Consider the following 16,543-nt stretch of genomic DNA (forward strand, 5'->3'; position numbering starts at 1 on the left):
CGTGGATGCCATGACGCGATTTGTGTATTATACGGCCGCCACCCTGAACGGCTTTCTGGCGGATCAAGACCACTCGCTGGAATGGCTCTTTGCCGTGGATGACACCGACGGACCGGACATGGCGGGGTTCATGGACACCGTGGGCGTCTTCGTGGAGGGGTCCTCGACCTACGAGTGGGTGCTGAAAGCGGAAAACCTGCTGGCCGAACCCCACAAGTGGCAGCAGTTCTACGGTTCGAGGCCCACCTACGTCTTCACCAGCAGGACGCTTCCCGTGCCCGACGGCGCGGACGTCCGGTTTGTCAACGGCGACGTGGCCGCGGTGCTGGCGGAAATCACGGAAGCGGCAGGCTCGCGCGACGTCTGGGTGGTGGGCGGCGGGGACCTGGCCGGGCAGTTCCTGGACTGCGGATCCCTTGACGACCTGGTTGTCACCCTTGCTCCGGCCACACTGGCCGCGGGAGCGCCCCTGCTGCCACGAAATGTGGGGGCTGATCGGCTCAAGCTGCACAGCGCCAGCCACCAGGGAGAGTTTGCCGTGCTCACGTACTCGGTCCAGCGGCGGGAGAGCAAGCCATGAGCATTGCGGCCGGGACACTGCGGACTGCGGCGCTGGCGATGGCCGGGGCCTATGAAGACTTCCCGTTTGGGCCCGAAACAAGTGTTTTCAAGGTCAAGGCCCCCGGAGGAGGAGAACGGCCCGGGAAAGTGTTTGCCCTGGGCGATCTGGACGGGGAGCCACTCTGCATCAGTTACAAGTGCGACCCCGAACTGGCCCCTGCCCTTCGGGCGGGAAATCCTGGAATTACCGGCGGCTACCACCTGAACAAACGGCACTGGAACACTGTTGACACCTCTCTGGTGGACGAGCAAATGGTGCTGGAGATGCTGGAAGACTCCTACGACCTGGTGGTGGCTGGGTTGCCGAAGAAACTGCAAGAAGCATTGAAATGGAGCGCACATGTCGCCAAAAGCTAGCCAAGACCGCCTCGACTACCCGTTCATGGGGCTCACACGGTTGATGGCCCAAAAGCGGGCCGGCACCGGCCAGTGGCCCAAGGGCTTCGGCCATGTGGACAAGACGGTGTCAGTGGGCCACGGACGAGCGGCTTTTTCGGCCCTGGCCGAGGGCATCCTGGGGTGGGAGATCCAGCAGGGTGCCGGTTTGACGGTTGCAGCACCGCCGCGGGCCGTGGTGGGGGCGCGCGTGGTCAGCGGATTTGGGGTGGGCAATCTCCGGCTGCCCGTGCCCTGTGAAGTCGTGTGGGCCATGGAGCCCCAGCTGGCGCCGGGCCCCGACGGCACGGAGGTTCGGATGGCCGGATTCGGTTACGGAACCTTGCCCGGACATCCTGCCCTGGGCGAGGAGGCGTTCATCGCCATGATGGGCGCCGACGGCCGTGTGCAGTTCAGGCTCTTGGCGTTCAGCAAGCCCGCCGGGCTGATCTTTGCGTTGGGATCGCCCGTCACAAAACTCGCCCAGGCCGGTGTGACCCGCTCTTATCAGCATGCCGCCCGCTCACTGACCGGCGGCTTTTAGCGCCTGTTTGCTGCCTTGAGCGGGCCACGCCGTGGCTGCAGATGCCACCCGGAACGTAGAGACGGGCTTTGTGCGCTTCGTTGGTGGCGAACGCGAGGGCCGCTTCTGCACTGGCGCCCGGCCCACCATGAACTGTGCGCAGAAAGAAACCCCGGCCGGCTTCGAGATGAGCTGACCGGGGTATTCTGAGCGGACCCACAGCGTGTGGTCAGCCGAAGTACTTCGGCAGCGTCTCCTCGTGTGCTTCACGGAGTTCAGACAGCGGGGCAGTGAACAGGCCCTGCAGGTCGAGTGCGCCGCCGGCGGCGTCAACAACTCCGATGCGGGAGACCGGGAACCGCCGGGCGGTGCACATGTCGTTGAAGCGGACTTCCTCGGAGCGCGGCACAGCCACAATGGCGCGTCCCTGCGTTTCGGAGAACAGCAACGTGAACGTGTCGACGCCGTCGCGGGCGGCAACTTCGTCCAGGGCAACGCGTGCGCCGGTGTTGAAACGCAGCGCCGACTCAACCAGGGCTGCTGCGAGGCCACCTTCGGAGAGATCGTGGGCGGAGTCGATCATGCCGTCGCGGGAGGCGTTGATGAGGATTTCGCCCAATTCACGCTCGCGCTCCAGATTTACGGCCGGCGGGAGCCCTCCGAGGTGTCCGCGCAGGTTGGCCCACTCGGAGCCGTCCATGTCGTTAGCGGTGGTTCCGAGCAGGTAAATGGCCTGCCCGTCCTCAGCCCAGCCCGACGGCGTGCGGCGGGCAACGTCGTCGAACTTGCCCAACACTGCCACCACGGGGGTGGGGTGGATGGGCGTGCTGCCGGTCTGGTTGTACAGCGAGACGTTGCCTCCTGTGACCGGGATGCCCAGCACCATGCAGGCGTCGGAGAGCCCGCGGATGGCTTCGGCCAGCTGCCACATGACGTCCGGGTCTTCGGGGGAGCCGAAGTTCAGGCAGTCGGACACTGCCATGGGGATGGCGCCGGAGGTGGCGACGTTGCGGTAGGCCTCGGACAAGGCGAGCTGGGCGCCGTGGTACGGGTCCAGGAAGGTGTAGCGGCCGTTGGCGTCGGTGGCCAGGGCCACGCCCAGCCCGGTCTCCTCGTCGACACGGATCACGCCGGAGTCGTCGGGGAAGGCCATGGCAGTGTTGCCGCCCACGTAGCGGTCGTACTGGTTGGTGATCCAGTCCTTTGAGCACATGTTGGGGGAGGCGATGAGTTCCAGCACGGCGGCCTTGAGCTCATCGGCTGAGGAGGGCCGGCCGCCGTCGTGGACGGAACCGGTGAAGGTGTCGGCTTGAAGCGCGTCCTGCCATTCCGGCCGAGCGTAGGGGCGGTCATAAACCGGTCCATCGTGCGCCACGGTGCGGGGGTCGACGTCCACAATGACTGCGCCGTCCCACTTGATGATCAAGCGTCCGGTGTCGGTGACTTCGCCGAGCCAGGAATACTCCACGGCCCACTTGTCCATGACGGCTTCGAAGGCTGCCACGTTCGCGGGGGAGACCACCGCCATCATGCGTTCCTGGGACTCGGACATGAGAATTTCGCCCGGTGTGAGGCTGGGATCGCGCAGTAGTACGGACGTCAGCTCAACTTCCATGCCGCCGTCGCCGTTGGAGGCCAGCTCGGACGTGGCGCAGGAAATGCCTGCTGCACCGAGGTCTTGGATGCCTTCGACGAGGGAACCCTTGAACAGTTCCAGGCAGCACTCGATGAGCACTTTCTCGGCGAAGGGGTCACCCACCTGCACGGCGGGGCGCTTGGAAGGCTTCGTGTCATCGAAAGATTCCGAGGATAGGATCGAGGCCCCGCCGATGCCGTCGCCACCGGTGCGGGCGCCAAAGAGCACCACCTTGTTGCCCTTGCCGGAAGCGTTGGCCAGGCGAATGTCCTCGTGGCGCATGACGCCCACGGCCAGTGCGTTGACCAGCGGGTTGCCCTGATACACCGAGTCAAAGACCATTTCGCCGCCAATGTTTGGCAGGCCCAAGGAGTTGCCGTAGCCGCCAATGCCGGCCACCGCCCCGTGCATGACGCGGGCGGTGTCGGGGTGGTCGATGGCACCAAAACGCAACGGATCCATCACGGCCACGGGGCGTGCACCCATGGAGATGATGTCGCGGACAATGCCGCCAATGCCGGTTGCGGCGCCCTGGTACGGCTCGATCATGGAGGGGGAGTTGTGCGACTCAATCTTGAACGTCACGGCCCAGCCGTCGCCCAAGTTGGTGACGCCGGCGTTTTCGCCAATGCCCACCAGCATGTCCTTCTTCATTTCCTCGGTGACCTTTGCACCGAACTGGCGCAGGTGGTTCTTGGAGGACTTGTAGGAGCAGTGCTCGCTCCACATGACGGAGTACATGGCCAGCTCGGCGGCGGTGGGGCGGCGGCCCAAAACCTTCACGACGTCGTCGAACTCGTTTTGCTTCAAGCCAAGCTCGGCCCACGGCAGCTCCACCTCGGGGGTGGCTGCAGCGGTTTCAACGGTGTCGATGTTGAATTTCTTCGCGGGGTCGGTAGCGATCTCGCTCATTTATTTGTCTCCCAGAAGTGTGTTCAGCACCGACGTGATGAAGCCCAGGCCATCGGTGCCGGTGTGGGCGGGGCCGTATCCGGTCTCCACTGCGTGTTCGGGGTGCGGCATAAGGCCCACCACATTGCCGGCGGCGTTGGAAATACCGGCAATGTTGCGGCGTGAGCCGTTGGGGTTGCGGCCCACGTAGCGGAACGCCACGCGGCCCTCGGCCTCAAGGGCGTCAAGGGTCTTTTCGTCGGCTATGTACTGGCCGTCCTGGTTCTTCAGCGGAACCGTGATGTCTTGGCCCGCGGCGTACGCGTTGGTCCATGCGGTGGCGTTGTTTTCCACGCGCAGCACCTGATCGCGACACAGGAACTTCAAGTGGTCGTTCTTGATCATGGAACCTGGCAAAAGGTGTGCTTCGGTCAGGATCTGGAAGCCGTTGCAAATACCCAGCACGGGCAGCTTGGCATCCGAGTTTGCCGCGTCGATGATCTGGGCCATCAAGGGAGCAAATCGGGAGATGGCGCCTGCGCGCAGGTAGTCGCCATAGGAGAAGCCGCCGGGGATGATGACGGCGTCAACATCGGCCAGGGCGGTATCGGCATGCCAAAGTTCGACGGCGGTGGCGCCGGAGAGGCGCACGGCGCGGACTGCGTCTCGGTCATCGAGGGTGCCGGGAAAGGTCACTACGCCGATGCGGGCACCCGCCAGACGGGAATCAACAGGAGCCTGGAAGGCCCCGCCAATCAAGGGAGTTTCTGTCATGGTTAGTCCGCCACAACTTCAATGTTGACGACGTCTTCGATGACGGGGTTGGAAAGCATGGTTTCCGCGGCCTGCCGGGCCTGGGCCAGAATTTCTTCGGTCACCTCGCCGTCAACGAAAAGTTCAAAGCGCTTGCCCTGGCGGACAGAGGGGAATGCGGTGAAGCCCAGACGGGGAAGTGCGCCAACAATGGCCTTTCCCTGCGGGTCCAGAATTTCGGGCTTGAGCATGACGTCGACAACGATCCGGGGCATCGAAGGAACTCCTGATGTTAAAGGGGATGGCCACGGAAGTGCCGTCTTACGCCGTCTTGTCGGCCAGGGGGTCAGCCTGAGAAATCCAATAAGGAAAGCGCTCCGCGAGCTTGCTTTCCCATTCTACGCAGTGATTGCAAACGGAGAAATTTTAGTGGTGCACATCGCATCCTCTGCAGAAGCCGTTGCCACTGCGCCCCTGCCGGAGTAACGGCATTGTTACGGCTGCCAGCAACGAGCACGCAAGCCCCGTATTCAGCGACTCTCCGCAGCGTCGTTGATCCGAAAGGACAAAATCCTTATGCATGTGATGCATAGCACTTCAAGATGGGGTAGGTTGTCCTATGTCCTGGTTGGAGGGGGCCGTCGGGGCGGTTTTGTTCGTTTGCAGGTAATTTGGCCGGCCATGGCCACTTGAAAGGAATGCATGAGTTATCTGAACACGGTTCGCCGTCCCAAAGGTGGGCGGATTGCGGTCACGGCGGGAGTGTTGGCTGCCGGAGTTGTTGCGGCCATGATGGGCCCGGTCTTTTCCCTCGCGACGGCAGGCCAGGCGGTTGCCGCAGATGCCGGAAGCTACGAGGAGCAAGTTCTTGCCAAAAATGGCGACAACGCCATTGACCCGGCCCTTGGCCGCTTCTATCGAATCCCTGCCCTCGCCGACCTCGGCGGCGGCGTGGTGTTGGCCTCGTATGACGGCCGCCCGGACGGTGCCGATGCGCCGTCCGCCAATTCAATTGTGCAGCGCCGCAGCATTGACGGCGGCAACACCTGGGGTGCGCCCACCTACATTGCCCGCGGCCAGGAGGCGAAGAACGGCAACAAGAAATTCGGGTTCAGCGACCCCAGCTACGTCGTTGACAAGGTCACCGGCGATGTCTTCAACTTCCACGTGTATTCAAAGGACGTGGGTTTCCAGGGAAGCGGCTTTGGCAATGACGACGCCGACCGCAACATCATCGGCACGGAAGTTTCCGTCTCCAAGGACAAGGGCCTGAGCTGGTCAACGGATCCGGCCAACATGCCGGTTCTGCCCCCTGCAGACTATGCAGCTGGTTCGAAATTTGCCGACTTTGACGGCCCCCTCATCACCGATGTGGTCAAGCCCGTTGGCGACCCCACCAATGTTGGTGGGGTCTCCGGCGTCTTCGCGGCTTCCGGTGAAGGAATCCAACTGCAATACGGCGAACACAAGGGCCGCCTCATCCAGCAGTTCACCGGCAAGGTCAAGCAGGCCGATGGTTCTGTTCCGTACCAGGCGTACAGCGTGTATTCCGATGACCACGGAGCAACCTGGGAGCGCGGCGAGTTCACCGGCACCGGCATGGATGAGAACAAGACCGTGGAACTCTCCAACGGCGATGTCATGCTCAACTCGCGTGCCAGCAGCGGCGGCAATGGTGGACGCAAGGTTGCCATTTCCAAGGATGGCGGCCAGTCGTACGGCCCCGTCACGATTGACGCCACGTTGACGGATCCAGTCAACAACGCCTCCATCACACGCATGTACCCCAACGCAGCCCAAGGCTCGGCTGAGGCAAAGATGCTGTTGTTCTCCAACGCGAACTCCAGCAGTGGCCGCCAGAATGGCACCATCCGCTATTCCTGCAACGACGGGACCAGCTGGAGCGCCGGCAAGCAGTTCAAGGCCGGTGCCATGAGCTACTCCACCGCCACGGCCCTGAGCGACGGGACCTTTGGTGTCTTCTACGAAGGCGACAGCAACACCATGACCTTCGGCAAGTTCGACGCCGCCTGGCTGGGTGTCGACTGCGAAAATTCCATGACTGCTGTGCTCTCTGCTGCCCCCGTTTCAGGAGCCAACGGGGCAAGTGTTTCAGCGCAGCTGACTGTGACGAACAATGGCACGGAAACGCTGTCTGGTGCCACCGCGTCGTTTGCTGCCAAGGCAGGCTGGAACTTTGACTCGGTGGTGGTTCCCGACGTTGCGCCAGACGCCACGGTGACAGTGGAAGTCCCGCTCACCATCCCTGAATACGCGAAGGCAGGAAACATCAACCTGTCGGCTTCGCTCTCACTGGGGGACCAGACAGTTGCAGCCACCGTGCCGGTGACCATCACCGGCGGCGCCACGAAGAACATCGTTGGCCTCGACATCAAGGGATCAGCAACGGACATTGCTCGCGACCTCGGGGCAGACCCCTACGTTGTGGGCAGCAAAGTTCCCTACACATTTGTGGTAAGCAGCCTCAGCAACGTCGCCGTCAACGCGGTGCCGCTGACAGGCAACTTTGATCCTCTGGTGCCTGCCGACCGTGGCGGCGCCACCAACGCCGGAAACTGCCGCTTCAACAACCTTGCAGTGTCTGGGAACTTCAGCTGCACCACCCCTCGTCACCAAGTCACGGCCGAGGAATTGGCGAATGGATTCTTTGTTCCGCTGACCACGTGGGAAGCAACAGCCACCGGAGCCACCACGCAGAACTACACCGTCACCGGGGCGGAAGTGGATTTGCTTCTGCGGAAGCCTGCAGTATCGGTGGAGTACACCGCGGGGGCATTGATCGATGTCGACGAAAGTGGCTTTGCCACCGTCGGCGACACCATCACCTATACGGGCCATGTCGCCAACACGGGCAACGTCAAGCTGACGAACATTGCTGTCCCTGGCCAGGCTGGCTTTGACTTGGACATTGCGGCCAGCAAGACCCTGACACGCGTTTACACATTGACGGCAGCAGACGTGGCGGCCAACAAGGTAGCAGCCAAGGATCTGTCGGCAATCGCCTACAACGGGAAAAAGGCCGTTTCCGCTTCATCGAGTGCTCCGGTGGTCAAGGCGTGCGCTGATGAACTGTGCGGTGAAGAGCCGCCGATGGAGAACTTGATCCCACAAGGCGAGATCAGCATCGAGTCTGTCTCCTCCGAGGAGCTCACGGGGGAAACCGCCCCCAGCGGTCCGGCGGCAGCGCTTCTTGACGGCGATGTTGAGTCCTTCTGGCACACCAAATGGTCCGGCACACCGGACGATTTCCCCCACTCGGTGGTTTTCGATCTGGGCAAGGAATACCAAGTTACTGGTTTCGAATACACACAGCGCCAGAATGGTGCGAACGGCAGGATAAAGGATTACGAGATCCATGTCTCCGAGAGCCCCACGGAGTTCGGTACAAAGGTGGCAAGCGGTACATTTGCGGCTGTCAACGAGAGCCAGCGCATCACCATTGGCGGCAACAAAGTAGGCCGCTACGTGAAACTTGTTGGCCTGAACTCCATCGCCGGCAACGAATTCGCCGGCGGGGCAGAGGCCAACATCGGTGGACTGGTGACCAGCGACGAAACTGCAAGCATCGCTGCGACACCGGGGACAGTGGAGGCTGGCAAGGACGTATCGCTTGCACTCTCCGGCTTTCCGGCAAGCAGCGAAGTGGAACTGGCCATGGAAGGTGGCGTCGCCCTTGGCAATGTCACCACTGATGCCTCCGGCAACGCCACTCAGGCCGTCACAGTTCCGGTGGACACCGCTGCAGGAAACTACGCGGTAACGGCCGTATCAGGAGCAACCAACGCCACCGTGACGCTCGTCGTCACGGCAGCGCCCACTACCGGCGGCCCCGTTGTTGGAGCCATCATCGCGGGTGAACGCGCTGATTCGTCCCGTGACTTGGCTGCCAATCCGTACAGCGTTGGTCAACAGTTGCCGTACAACTTCGTTGTGAACAGCACTGCAGACATCGTTTCCACTGTTTACCCGACCGCCGGAGACTTCACCGGGTTCAACATCTCAGGGACGCCCAATTGCCGGTACCGGGACATCCCCGTCGGCGGCGGCTACACCTGCACCACGGCCAAGCGCGTCGTCACGGCGGAGGACGTTGCCAATGGCTTCTTCCAGCCCGTCACGAAGTGGGCTGCTGAAGGGACCGGTGCCACCACGGTGGATTACACCATCGACGGCGGCGAAGTGGACGTTTTGGTCCGCGAGCCCTCCTTGGCGCTGGCTATAGGAACAGGCGTCCTGGAGGACAAGGACGACGACGGCTACGCCAGCGTCGAGGACATTGTCAGCTTCCCCGTCACGGCTGAGAACGATGGCAACGTTGCGTTGACGGATGTTGCTCTGCCCGGTGTTGATGGCGCGGCGGCAACCCTTGCTGCCGGAGCAAGCACTGCCGGAACCATTGAGCACACCGTGACAGTGGGCGACTTGGTGGCTGGCCAGGTTGCCGGCGTTTCAGTCTCAGTGGCTGCCAAGAACGGCGCAAAGGATGTGTCCAAGGATGCAACTGGAACGGCACTGGAGCTGACACTGGCTCCGGAGCCGACTCCGGAGCCGACTCCGGAGCCGACTCCGGAGCCGACTCCGGAGCCGACTCCGGAGCCGACAACGGAGCCGACAACGGAGCCGACAACGGAGCCGACAACGGAGCCGACGAGCGAACCGACGGCAACCTCTGCACCCGATGAAGCCACCGGTGCCGTGAATGTTGGAACAGTGGCGGCCGGCGAGGCCGTGACCATCACCGGTGAGAACTTCAAGCCGGGAACCACCGCCACCTTCACGCTTGACTCGGACCCGGTGGTGCTGGGCAGCGCCATTGTTGCAGCCAACGGGGCAGTTTCCCTGACGGCGAGAGTGCCGGCCGATGTTCCCGCTGGCGGGCACACAGTGGTCATCTCAGGAACGGGCGTGGACGGCGAAGCCGTTGAAGTCAGCATTCCGCTGACAGTGGTTGCGGCCGGCACCACGCCTTCCGCCAGCGCCACTGCTGGAGCAAGCCAGCCTGCAACAAGCCCCACGGCAGGCATTGATGGAGCAGGCTCCGGGGACGATCTGGCCAACACTGGCGCCAGCATGCTGCCGTTCGGTTTAGCTGGCGGCATGCTGGTCTTGCTGGGTGGTTTGATTCTCATGCGCAGGTCCTCCGTGCGGGCCGCCCGCCACTAGGCGGCTGAGGCCTGCTCCACCATCAAACGCTCCTGCAGTTTCGGGGGTAAAAAAGCGAACGCTCCTTCAGTTGCTGAAGGAGCGTTTCGCTTTTGATCACCGAATCTGCTGGAGCGTCGGGGTCAGGGGGCGGTGAGGGCGCCTACTGCCACTTTCAGCCGTTCGCGCAAGACTTCTGCCTCAGCGGCAAAGGCGCGTTGATGTGCCACGTAGTCGGCCTTGCCCGCGGTCGTTTCGATGCGAATGGGCGGGTAGCCCCACTCGGCCAGGTCGTAGGGCGAGGCCTGCATGTCCATGGCCCTGACTCGCCACGACAGCTCAAAACAATCCATCACCAGTTCGCTGGGCAACGCCGGCGAGAGCTTGTAGGCCCACTTGTACAGGTCCATGTTGGCGTGCAAGCAGCCCGGCTGTTCCATCTCGCGCTGGTTCTCCCGTGTTGGGGCCAGCTCATTGAGACCGGACGCCTGCGGGGTGTAGAAACGGTACGCATCAAAGTGTGAGCAGCGGATCCGGTTCTCCTCCACCACCGTGTCCGTACCGCTCGAACCGAGCCGCAATCCAAGGTATTCGTGCCGGACGGCATTGGCTTCCTGCTTGTACACCATGGCCCATTCGTGCAGCCCAAAGCAGCCAAATTGGGCCGGACGCGCGGCGGTCCGCCCCAGAATGATCCGGGCAAAATCGATGGCGTCCTTTCGCTGGGCGACGAATTTTTCCAAATCAAGCACGACGGCGGGACCCTCCTCCGGTACCCCGCCCTCCTTGCGCTCGCCGCCTTCTGCGGGTCGGTAGAACTTCCAGCCCAAGCGCTCCGCAGCGGCGGCACCGGTGAGGACCACGCCGGGGCCCGGATGCCAACGAGCCAGCTGCCCGGGTTTTTGCGTGTAGTACGTGAAGAGGAAATCCTCCACCGGGTGCTTTTGGTTGGTTGAGCGGCGGGCCAGGTACGGCTCGGCGTAGCGGTTCACCCGGTTGTGGTGGGCGGCAGCACGTTCCAGCCACGCGCCCTCGGTCAAGGAGTGCAGGGCGAAAGTCATGGGATCAATTATCCGCCATGTCCTGCAGTGTTGTGTCGTTTGTTGCCCCGCCGTTTGTTGCTATGCCGTTCAGTGCCGTGGAAGGAGCTTCGGTGTTGGCAGCTGCTTCGATCAGGTCCATCATGCGCCGATGCAATTCCATGGCGCTACCCCTGTCAAGGCGCAGCTTGGCCATCATGGTGCCGGGCACGGCGCGCGCCTGCTCACGCAATGCCGCACCCGCTGCCGTCAGGTCAACGGCGAGGGCGCGTTCATCGTGGCTGTCTTTCTCGCGGCTGACATAGCCAAGGACTTCCAGACGCTTGAGCAGGGGAGAGAGCGTGGCAGGCTCAAGCAACAACACCTGGCCCAGATCCTTGACCCGGCGCGGAGCCAGTTCCCACAACGCGAGCATCACCAAGTACTGCGGGTGGGTCAGGTGCAGCTTGGCGAGTACCGGCTTGTAGGCGGCAATGACGCTGCGGGAGGCGACGGAAAGACCAAAACACAGCTGGCGCTCCAGTAGCAGATCGTCGTCAGTAATGTCCATTCCCACCCTTCCTCATATTAGTTAGTGGACTAACTATCAGTGTGCGGTGAACGGAGTTGCCACTACCAACGGGTCCAAAAACAGCTTTTGGACCCCTGCCGCAAGGAACGCCACCCATGCCCAAGACGCCGTTCGTCCATAGATTGATGCGCTTCACCGGGCGTCTGCGCTTCATTTTTGGACCTGCCGTCAGCAGCCCGCTTGACCACGAGATGACGGATGAGAACAAAGCATTGCTTGTTTCCCAGCAAGCAGCATCCGGGCAATGGATTACCGTGACGCGGGACGATGGCAGCACGTACCTGGTGCCCAAGAACCCCCGCGACAAGTCCCTGCGCTAGTCTCTTTCGGTCCTCCAACCCGGTGCCTTTGGCGTCGTACAGGCGTAAGCTGAAGACTTACCAGTGGCACTTCTCACGCGGAGAGGGGGTGTTGATGATGACGAAAGATGAAAAATTCGTGCAGAAAGTCATGCATGCTACCGACAAGTTCCAAAAGATTTTTGGTCCGGCGGATCAAGGCGACATGGATGAACCAGTGGTGCATCGACACGATGACTTCGAAGACAGCAGCGAAGAGCAGTTGAAGCACTACGAAGAACACACGGATTCAGACGGCCACCATTACGCAGAACGCAAAGAAGAACCGGCCGAAGAACGTTAAGGACTACGAACAGGAATGCAGGTGTTCCTGAATGGGTTCTCGATGATTGAAAAGGGCGCGTCTGGAATTTCTTCCGGACGCACCCTTTGGGGAGGGCGTGGCTGGGCCCACGCGCCCGAGGGGCCCAGCCTCGAGACGCGCCAGCGGCTCAGGGTTGGGAGGGCGTGGGGATTAGCGGCCGGTGCCGCCGTACACGGTGGCTTCGTCGTCGGTGTCGAGACCAAAGACCCGGTGGACGGCACGCACTGCCGTGTCCAGCAGGTCTGCGCGCGTGACGACGGAGATGCGGATCTCGGAGGTGGAGATCAAATCGATGTTCACGCCGGCGTCGGACAGGGCCTTGAAGAAGTTGTAGGAGACTCCCGGGTTGGAGCGCATGCCCGCGCCGATGAGGGAGAGCTTGCCGATCTGGTCGTCGTAGATCAAGTCCTCGAAGCCAACTTCGGACTGTTGGGCGCGCAGTGCGGCGAGTGCGTCCTCGCCCTCAATCATCGGCAGGGTGAAGGAGATGTCCGTCTTCCCGGAGCCGCGGGTTGAAATGTTCTGCACGATCATGTCGATGTTGGTGTGCGCCCCGGCAATGATGCCGAAAATCATCGCAGCCTTGCCGGGAATGTCCGGCACGCCAACAACTGTGACTTTGCCTTCGGACCGGTCGTGGGCCACGCCGGAGATGATTGGCTGCTCCAAGGCAACTCCCTCTGAGATCTTGATTTTGTCGTCGGGGCTGGGCAGGACCCAGGTTCCCTCATTGTCAGTGAATGAGGACCGCACGTGGATGGGCAGTCCAAAACGTCGCGCGTATTCCACGCAGCGAAGGTGCAGGATCTTGGCCCCTGATGCGGCCATTTCCAGCATTTCCTCGCTGGAGATCTTGCTGATCTTCTGGGCGCTGGAGACAACGCGGGGATCGGCCGTGTAGACGCCGTCCACGTCGGTGTAGATTTCGCACACATCGGCATTGAGCGCCGCTGCAAGGGCAACTGCCGTGGTGTCGGATCCGCCGCGCCCCATGGTGGTGATTTCATGGGTGGTGCGGCTCATGCCCTGGAAGCCGGCCACAATGGCGACCTTTCCCTTGTCCAAGGCGGTGCGGACGCGGTGCGGGTCAACATCGATGATGCGCGCCTTGCCGTGGATGCCGTCGGTGATCATGCCGGCCTGGCTGCCCGTGAACGACTGGGCCACCCCGCCCTGCGAGCTGATGGCCATCGCCAACAGCGCCATGGAAATGCGCTCGCCGGCCGTCATGAGCATGTCCAATTCGCGTGCCGGGGGGTGCTGGGAAACTTCGCGGGCCAAGTCCAGCAGTTCGTCGGTGGTGTCGCCCATGGCTGAAACCACCACGACTACTTCATGGCCGGCCTGCTGGGTCGTGACGACCCGGCGGGCAACACGAAGAATGCCCGCGGCGTCGCACACGGAGGAGCCGCCGTACTTTTGAACAATAAGGCTCATGGATGCACGCTCATTGACTTACCTAACGCAACACTAGGAGAAAGAAATTTGCTGCCCCCACGTCTGAGCCGCGCCACGGCGCTGGGCCAGTGCGGCATCATCAACGCGGTAGGCAGTTGAGCCAAGTTTAGCGCGGGCCCGGGAGAACACGGAATCGACATATCCACATAGTGATACGGGGAGGTCATCATGTGGTCGTTACGGCCTGCTGGGGCGACTATCCGGCCGCGGTTAAAGTCCGACGGCGGGATGATGCCCTGGGTGCCCTGCCCGCCATAGGCTTGTCACACGTCCGCGCCCGCGGGCAGTTGGGGAGGGAACGTCATGATGGAACACAAGCCACCGTCGCAGGATCCACCAGAGCAGGATCCGCCGGAGCAGGATGTGCCGGAGCAGGATGTGCCGGAGCCGGTGGCATCGGAGCCGGCCGCCGTGGCTGCTGTACAGCCAGCACCTGCCGCCACTCCCGAAGTGGGGGCGCCTGACACGGGCACACCATTCACAGGGCTGGAAGCTGTTGGACTGTCCCGCAGCTTTGGTGACGTCCACGCCGTCGTCAATATGGATCTTCGCGCACCTGCCGGGCAGGTGACGGCGTTGATCGGGCCGAACGGCGCCGGAAAGACCACGTTGCTGTTGATGCTGGCCTCGCTGTTGGCCCCCGATGCAGGCACCATCAGCATCATGGGCGTCGACCCGGTCAAGGATCCGGCCGCGGCCAGGGCAAAGATCGGATGGATGCCTGACACCTTGGGCGTGTGGGAGTCGCTGACAGCCCGCGAAATCCTGACGAGCATGGGCCGGTTTTACCGCCTTCCCAAGGCCCAGATCCCCGGTCGGGTGGAGGAATTGCTGGCCCTTGTCAACCTTCTTCCGCTTGCCGAGCAGAAAGCACGGGTGCTCTCGCGCGGCCAACAACAGCGGCTCAGCCTGGCCCGGGCGCTGATCCACGATCCGCAAGTACTGCTCCTTGATGAACCTGCATCAGGGCTTGACCCGGGCTCTCGCGTGGCGTTGCGCAGCATCCTGCGTCGTCTGGCCGGGGAGGGCAAGGCCATTGTGGTTTCCTCCCATGTGCTGGCCGAATTGGACGAAATCGCCGACGGTGCCGTGTTTGTCAACCAGGGACGGACGGTGCTTGCCCAAACCGTGGCTGAAGCCGACGGGCAGGGGCGCAAGTATGCCATTGCAGCCCTGGACCCCGTCGTCTTGAACGCTGCCCTCGTTGGATTGGGTGTTGAGTTTGAGGCTGGCGGCGGACGCCGGGATTCGGTGACTGTCACCCTGGGTACGCAGCAGCACGCAGCCCGGTTGTTGCGGGACCTGGTGGAAGCCGGTGCCGGGGTGTGTGCGTTTGCCCCCGCAAGCGGGGCACTCGAAGAGAGCTACATGAACATGTTGGTGGAACAGCCATGACACTTGTCAACAAGGGCACGCCCCCGCTGCCAGGGACTCCCTCCGAGAGCCCTGTACGGCAGGCTGGGCTGTCCGCCTATCTCGGCGGCGTGTTTGCCGTAGTGGGCATGGAACTTCGCCAGCGCCTGCGGTCTCGCGGCTGGTACATCATGTTGGGGATTTGGTTTGGGCTCATTTGGCTGGTGGCAGCCTTAACCTGGATCAGCTGGAAAGCGCAGACCAACCGGACAGATTTTGACTACGTGGACCCTGCAATGCTGGCGCACGGTCCGGGCTCACTGATCTTTGAAGTGGTTTTGGCATTTGTGCTGCTCTTCGGGTTGCTGGTGGGGCCGGCTTTTTCCGCCAATGCCATCAGCGGTGACAGGGCCGGCGGCACCCTGGCCATCATGCAGGTGACGCTGCTGCGCCCGGGCCAGATCCTGTGGGGGAAGTTCCTTGCTTCGTGGGTTGCCGCGCTGGCGTTCCTGGTGGTGAGCGTGCCGTTCCTGATCTTCGGCATCGCGCAGGGAGGCTTGGGAGTTGGCTACATTTTGATTGCCCTGCTCATGCTCGCTATTGAACTGGGTGTTGTGTGCGCACTGGGCGTGGGAATTTCCGCGCTGGCCAACCGCCCGCTCTTTTCCATTGTGGTGACATATTTGGCTGTTGCCGCACTGACGTTTGGCACCCTCATTGCCTTTGGCCTGGGCTCCATGCTCAGCAATGGAACCGTGATGGCAAATCAGTCCTATTACAAGGACATCTCCCACCAAAGCCCTGAGGGTGAAGGCATGAGCGGCACGTACCAAGAGGGCTATCCCGACCGTCCGAATCCCAAGGACATCACGGATGAGAACGACGAATATGCCTGCTACGGACCGCTGGTGGAAAACCGGGTGATACGAACCGAACGCGTGGCCTGGATGTTGAGCATGAACCCATTTGTGGTGGTGGCTGACGCCATCCCATACCCTGACCCAAGCGATCGGGGCAATCAGTTCTACAGTGTGGCACTGTTTGAAACGGTCAGCCAGGGAGCGCGTTACGCACAAGCCGGCCCCGACGCAACGTACCAATGCGCCAACGGCAAGGTGACGGCGTCGTACCTTGCACCTCAAACGCCGCTCTGGCCACTGGGGCTGGGACTGCAACTGCTGGTGTCGGCCGGAATCCTCGCCTTGGCGTGGCGGGCGCTGCGCACACCGGCAGGAAAACTGCCCAAGGGAACGCGCGTCGCGTAAGCCGTTCTTAACGCCGAGAGTGCAGCAGTTGTGGGTCGCCGGGCTCGGGGTGGTGCCACTGAGGCCACCAGCGTGTTCGAGTCTCTGGCCGGGGGCGGGGGGGCGGGAGGAGCCGGGCGCCGCCCCCCGGGGGCCGCGCGTTGTCCCGGGCTCGGGGAGGGTGGGGGGGGGGCGGCGGGGGTGGGCCGTGGTGAGAGGGGGGGGTGCGGGCGCCCACCGGGCGTCGGGGGG

14 protein-coding genes are annotated in these 16,543 nt (G+C 62.6%); 8 read left to right on the forward strand and 6 right to left on the reverse strand.

Annotation, left to right across the window (positions count from 1 at the left end):
- Positions 1-10 precede the first annotated feature (10 nt).
- Genes QMG25_RS05280 through QMG25_RS05290 form a run of 3 tightly spaced genes read left to right on the forward strand, consistent with a single transcriptional unit; the run spans position 11 to position 1,540 of the window.
- Complete coding sequence (locus QMG25_RS05280; RefSeq protein ID WP_283457972.1) at positions 11-580, forward strand: dihydrofolate reductase family protein; 570 nt, start codon at positions 11-13, stop codon at positions 578-580.
- On the forward strand, positions 577-978 hold the full coding sequence (locus tag QMG25_RS05285; protein WP_283457974.1) for an MmcQ/YjbR family DNA-binding protein: 402 nt from the start codon (positions 577-579) through the stop codon (positions 976-978). The genes QMG25_RS05280 and QMG25_RS05285 overlap by 4 nt, the downstream gene beginning before the upstream one ends.
- On the forward strand, positions 962-1,540 hold the full coding sequence (locus QMG25_RS05290; protein WP_283457976.1) for a DUF1990 domain-containing protein: 579 nt from the start codon (positions 962-964) through the stop codon (positions 1,538-1,540). Before QMG25_RS05285 ends, QMG25_RS05290 begins: the two co-directional genes overlap by 17 nt.
- 208 nt (positions 1,541-1,748) lie before the next feature.
- On the opposite strand, the gene purL is transcribed toward QMG25_RS05290, so the two are convergent.
- The 3 genes from purL to purS are packed head-to-tail and all read right to left on the reverse strand — an operon-like array spanning position 1,749 to position 5,074.
- On the reverse strand, positions 1,749-4,067 hold the full coding sequence (purL, locus tag QMG25_RS05295; RefSeq protein WP_502866355.1) for a phosphoribosylformylglycinamidine synthase subunit PurL: 2,319 nt from the start codon (positions 4,065-4,067) through the stop codon (positions 1,749-1,751).
- On the reverse strand, positions 4,068-4,820 hold the full coding sequence (gene purQ, locus QMG25_RS05300; protein ID WP_283457979.1) for a phosphoribosylformylglycinamidine synthase subunit PurQ: 753 nt from the start codon (positions 4,818-4,820) through the stop codon (positions 4,068-4,070).
- Positions 4,821-4,822: 2 nt separating this feature from the next.
- Entirely contained in the window at positions 4,823-5,074 is a 252-nt protein-coding gene (gene purS / locus QMG25_RS05305) for a phosphoribosylformylglycinamidine synthase subunit PurS (RefSeq protein WP_283457981.1), read from the reverse strand.
- Between the two features lie 427 nt (positions 5,075-5,501).
- Here purS and QMG25_RS05310 point away from each other — a divergent pair, with 427 nt between their 5' ends.
- Positions 5,502-9,983: a discoidin domain-containing protein gene (locus QMG25_RS05310; protein ID WP_283457984.1), complete on the forward strand. Its 4,482-nt coding sequence runs from the start codon at positions 5,502-5,504 to the stop codon at positions 9,981-9,983.
- A gap of 122 nt (positions 9,984-10,105) precedes the next feature.
- On the opposite strand, the gene QMG25_RS05315 is transcribed toward QMG25_RS05310, so the two are convergent.
- Complete coding sequence (locus tag QMG25_RS05315) at positions 10,106-11,023, reverse strand: 3-methyladenine DNA glycosylase (protein ID WP_283457987.1); 918 nt, start codon at positions 11,021-11,023, stop codon at positions 10,106-10,108.
- 4 nt (positions 11,024-11,027) lie between these two features.
- Positions 11,028-11,552: a MarR family winged helix-turn-helix transcriptional regulator gene (locus QMG25_RS05320; protein ID WP_283457989.1), complete on the reverse strand. Its 525-nt coding sequence runs from the start codon at positions 11,550-11,552 to the stop codon at positions 11,028-11,030.
- A 116-nt stretch (positions 11,553-11,668) separates the two neighbouring features.
- On the opposite strand from QMG25_RS05320, the gene QMG25_RS05325 reads away from it, so the two are divergent.
- Positions 11,669-11,893: a hypothetical protein gene (locus QMG25_RS05325; RefSeq protein ID WP_283457991.1), complete on the forward strand. Its 225-nt coding sequence runs from the start codon at positions 11,669-11,671 to the stop codon at positions 11,891-11,893.
- Positions 11,894-11,987: 94 nt separating this feature from the next.
- Positions 11,988-12,215: a hypothetical protein gene (locus QMG25_RS05330; protein WP_349307111.1), complete on the forward strand. Its 228-nt coding sequence runs from the start codon at positions 11,988-11,990 to the stop codon at positions 12,213-12,215.
- Positions 12,216-12,386: 171 nt separating this feature from the next.
- Here QMG25_RS05330 and QMG25_RS05335 read toward each other — a convergent pair whose 3' ends face one another.
- Positions 12,387-13,673 carry an aspartate kinase gene (locus tag QMG25_RS05335; protein ID WP_283457993.1) on the reverse strand — a complete coding sequence of 429 codons (1,287 nt, stop codon included), beginning with the start codon at positions 13,671-13,673 and terminating at the stop codon, positions 12,387-12,389.
- 327 nt (positions 13,674-14,000) lie between these two features.
- Here QMG25_RS05335 and QMG25_RS05340 point away from each other — a divergent pair, with 327 nt between their 5' ends.
- Together QMG25_RS05340 and QMG25_RS05345 are read left to right on the forward strand one after the other, a co-directional pair.
- Complete coding sequence (locus tag QMG25_RS05340) at positions 14,001-15,089, forward strand: ABC transporter ATP-binding protein (protein WP_502866359.1); 1,089 nt, start codon at positions 14,001-14,003, stop codon at positions 15,087-15,089.
- Positions 15,086-16,312, forward strand: a complete 1,227-nt coding sequence (locus tag QMG25_RS05345; protein ID WP_283457997.1) for an ABC transporter permease — start codon at positions 15,086-15,088, stop codon at positions 16,310-16,312. The genes QMG25_RS05340 and QMG25_RS05345 overlap by 4 nt, the downstream gene beginning before the upstream one ends.
- Positions 16,313-16,543 lie beyond the last annotated feature (231 nt).

This window comes from Arthrobacter sp. H35-D1 (assembly GCF_030063185.1).
GTDB lineage: Bacteria > Actinomycetota > Actinomycetes > Actinomycetales > Micrococcaceae > Specibacter.